The organism is Lactobacillus sp. N54.MGS-719 (assembly GCF_000980505.1).
GTDB lineage: Bacteria > Bacillota > Bacilli > Lactobacillales > Lactobacillaceae > Lactobacillus > Lactobacillus amylovorus.
Map to the genome: position 1 here is coordinate 1 of NZ_LARO01000065.1, position 3,913 is coordinate 3,913.

At 38.0% G+C, this 3,913-nt stretch carries 4 protein-coding genes and 1 pseudogene; all 5 read right to left on the reverse strand.

Annotation, left to right across the window (positions count from 1 at the left end):
• Window positions 1–113: 113 nt before the first annotated feature.
• Window positions 114–557 carry a hypothetical protein gene (locus WS44_RS08520; protein WP_046434029.1) on the reverse strand — a complete coding sequence of 148 codons (444 nt, stop codon included), beginning with the start codon at window positions 555–557 and terminating at the stop codon, window positions 114–116.
• 50 nt (window positions 558–607) lie between these two features.
• The gene (locus WS44_RS08525; protein WP_046434030.1) at window positions 608–1,078 is read right to left on the reverse strand and encodes a hypothetical protein; all 471 of its coding nucleotides are present in this window, start codon (window positions 1,076–1,078) and stop codon (window positions 608–610) included.
• A gap of 236 nt (window positions 1,079–1,314) precedes the next feature.
• Window positions 1,315–2,760, reverse strand: coding sequence for an amino acid permease (locus WS44_RS08530; RefSeq protein ID WP_046434031.1), 1,446 nt, complete (start codon window positions 2,758–2,760; stop codon window positions 1,315–1,317).
• Between the two features lie 187 nt (window positions 2,761–2,947).
• A complete protein-coding gene (locus tag WS44_RS08535) occupies window positions 2,948–3,118 on the reverse strand; it encodes a hypothetical protein (RefSeq protein ID WP_013641844.1) in 171 nt (56 codons plus the stop codon).
• A gap of 37 nt (window positions 3,119–3,155) precedes the next feature.
• Window positions 3,156–3,580, reverse strand: a pseudogene (locus WS44_RS10140) (IS30 family transposase); the annotation flags it as partial.
• Between the last annotated feature and the right edge of the window lie 333 nt (window positions 3,581–3,913).

Genomic DNA, 3,913 nt, shown 5'->3' on the forward strand with positions numbered 1-3,913 from the left:
ATTAAAGAAAAAGCATCAGACTACTATTTAGCAGCCTAATGCCTTTCCCTATTATTTAATTTTTAATTGACTTTTATCAACACCATTTGACAAAGAGCCGCTTTTTGTCTCTCTTATTTTTCTCGTTCCTTATCAGTCAAGGTTAAATCGCTCTTGTCTGAGATCCAACTGTACAATGGCAAGTCGATCTTACCATTTTCGTCCATATTCTCCATAACCTTTCCCATAAAGAATTCTTGCCACTTTTGCGTTGGCTTAATACCTGGATGATTCAATTGTGGAGTTAACCAACCTTCAGATATTGGTCTAATTGGGTTAAGGCCAACAACCATGCCAATTGTATAGTTAGAAAAGTCAAAACTGCCTTCAACCACGATCCACTTAGGATTCTTCATCAACTCTGGTTGCAACTTAGAAAGCATTTCAGGTGGGATCTTGCCTTCAGTAACCATCATTCTGCCTTTGATTGGGCCATGCTTTTGTTCGAAGTTTTGCAACACACCCTTCATGAACAACTTTTGACCTAACTCATCAAATTTCTTTTCGTCTTTTAACATTATCAAATCTGCTTTCTTTACAAGATAAGTCCATTATACAAAAATGTCGGCTATTGACCAAGATGATACAATTTGCGTACATTTTGCACGTCAACTGCTTGAATTGGCACACCTGAATTTTCTTTCATCACTGATGGCTTTGCTCCCTTATAGTGCTTCAATCCAATGGCATGACCTAATTCATGTTCACAGATTGCTAATGTCCATCTACTAAAAGCAAGATCGGTTTGATCTGCCGGAATTCCACTGTCTTTCAATTGTTTTCTCACATATGACTTATTCAAAAATGCTGGATTAAGGTTAATCACTGGATTCAACTTGCTAGCTTTGCGACCGATATGCAAGACATCATCTTTAACAAATGCGATCCCAGGCATTGTAATGTCCTTTCTCTTAATATCAGTCATAATGATGTTGGCATCCCTCTGTCGTTTAACCTGCTTAAAAGTAAATGCACCAGTATTGTTCCAAGCTTTCATCGCCTGCTTCATTGTTTGATATAAAAAATTCTTAGGCTTCATCTTAAGATAGACGGTTCTAACTGGCTTCTTGATATCCTTAACCTTTAAAGTCTTATTTTTTTGCTAAAACAGTATTAGTATTTCCAATAACAAAACTGCCAGTCACTGGTGTCAACAACATTACAGCTGCAGCGGCTTTGATTAAAAATTTCTTTTTCATATCTATCCCTCCAAAACAAAAAATGTGCTTTAGTACAAATTAAAGCACATTTTCTTTTCTATTCAATAAAAATCTACTAAGCATTTTCGTGATTTCTTTGCCATCTTGCGATTAAAGGCAAAATCAAACCTAACCCTAACAAGACAAAGGATTCAAAGACATTCAAGAAAATTGTCTGATAATACTCAATCGATCCAGTTGGAGCATCGACCTGGAAAATTGAACCAAATGCAGCTACCAAGGTTAGTAAGAAGCACCACCAACCCATGATTAATGACATGCGTCTGTTCTTGATATAAACATATTCAGCATGGTACTTCTTTTCATCCTCACGAATCTTAATGAAGGCCCAGAAAATGAATGAAGTGGTGAATGGGTCGATAATACCGTTCAAGTTCAGCAACTGGTTAAAGATTGAGTTAATGTTAGGCAAAGTTGCTGAAGAGAACATGATGAAAGAACAAAGAAGTGCGGTCAACCAGTAACCATGAATTGGCAAACCGTTTTTATCCTTCTTAGTTAAGCCCTTTGGTAAGTACTTCTTGGCAGTGTCTGACAAGAACTCACGTGACATACCATCAACCAGCATAGCCAGCTGAGCGATCATATAAAGCGACTGCGTCACAATGAACAAGTACAAGAAGAATTTACCTAAACCGAAGTCCTTACCCATTGCCTCAAAGGCATAGTAGGAACCGTTCATCTTCAAGTCATCTGGCAAGTGGTGTGCGTTGAAGAAGACACCCAAAGCAAATGAACCAAAGACCGTCAAGAATCCAGTCATAACAGCCAACATAATCATTGCCTTAGGAAAGTCACGCGCACCATTTTTCATTTCAGTAACGTATGGTGCAACGAATTCCGCACCATCCATTGCAAAAATGAACAAACCTAATGAAGTGAAGAACTTAGTATCAAAGGTTGGGAAAATTGAACGCCAGTTAAATGGTTGAGTTTCAATATGACCACCCTTGCCTAAGTATGCAAAAGTCATGATGATGTACAAAACCGTGATGATGAACATTGCCCCACCACCAATGACTGATAGGATCTGCAATGAGTTAGCAAAACGGTGCTGGAAGAAGATAAAGATAATGAAGACAACAGCAGTAAGCAAGGCAAAAGTCCAGTTATTCATCTTATCTTCGTAAGAATTGTTGCCGGCGAACAGCCAACCAAATGAAACAACGGTTGAGTTCGCTACATCGACTAGATATGGCAGAGCACAAACCCAGCCAGCCCAGGCCATGAAGTAACCCATCTTATCGCCAGAAGTATGACGAATCCAGGAAGTTAGGCCACCAGTTGTATCAGAAAAAGTTGAACCTAACTGTCCGACCATCATTTCGTATGGGACAACGTACAAAGCAAGCATGATTATCCACTCTGAAATGGTTGCCAAACCTTGGTTTTTAAAGTTATAGATAATGTCATCGAAACCAATAACGGTGACGAAGTCCATTAAGGCCAATACTGGCCAAGAAATCATTTTACGCTTATGCGTAGTATCAAAAGAATCCAAAAAAATTCCTCCCCTATGAACTAGAAACAATTATTTCATAGGCTTGGGCGGTGAATTATTTAAATGTTTCCCTATTTCTTCATCCATAATTTTCTCCTTATTCTTACGATTAAGTATAGTCTATCTGGGCATATAAAAAAACAGAAGCCGAGCTACATTCAACTTCTGTTTTTGCTTATTCTCTTATTTATTTAATTTTAATAGCCAAGGCTTCACATGGTGCCAAGGTAATTTCATCAGTTAACTTACCGTTTTCTGCATCGTAGTTGCTAAGCAATACTTGATATTCCTTGCCTTGATACTTTTCAGGCAACTTAACAGTATGTTCCCTACCGTAAAAGTTAGTAAAGACAAGCAATTTTTCATCGCTATTTTCTAAGTAACGTTCATATGCAAATAGTTTTGAAACAATCAGGATGCTGGTCTATTTCTTTTTGAAACAGCCTTTGACAAGTACTTGCCCGATAATCTGGTATTTTGATAACAACCTCAAAACGAGTAGTTCTTTCGGTTAGCGTCATTAACGCTGGTTGATTTTTACGTCTAACGTCTTTAACTAGATCGCCTTCCCAGTGAAGAGGAGTTGCTCTGTCTTCAACTTCTTTAGGCCGTTGCTCAATTGAATTGCCAAGATTCTTTCTATGCAGAGCATGATGTGATGTCGCTTGTTTCTGCGTCTTTTAAGCTTCATTGGTAGATCAATATTGCTTATATCTAGCAACCCACGATCAATATAGCGATAAACAGTAGGCGTGCTAGGACATGGATAGCCTGGCATAGTCTGCTTGAATTCACCTACAAATTCATCAATGATTGATGATAATGTCTAGAGTTGAATTAGTCATGAAGATCACCTTTCTTGATTTTTGGTCACTTCAAGCTTAGGTCTTCATGGCCTTTTTGTTTAACACTTAGTGTTGCACTTCAATTTTAAATCTGGGTCTTTATATTTTTTAATCTTTTTGATAAAAAAAGCATGTCCGTCTGGACATGCTAACCAAATTCTATCTTTAATTATCTCTTTTACTTTTCAAACCAATCCCAATCGTCGCCGACAACGTGAACACCGCTGTCTTCCTCATCTTGACCAGAACTAATTCTTTCCATTCCAGTAGGACGTTCAACAGTGTATTCACCACGACTGTTTTGCTTA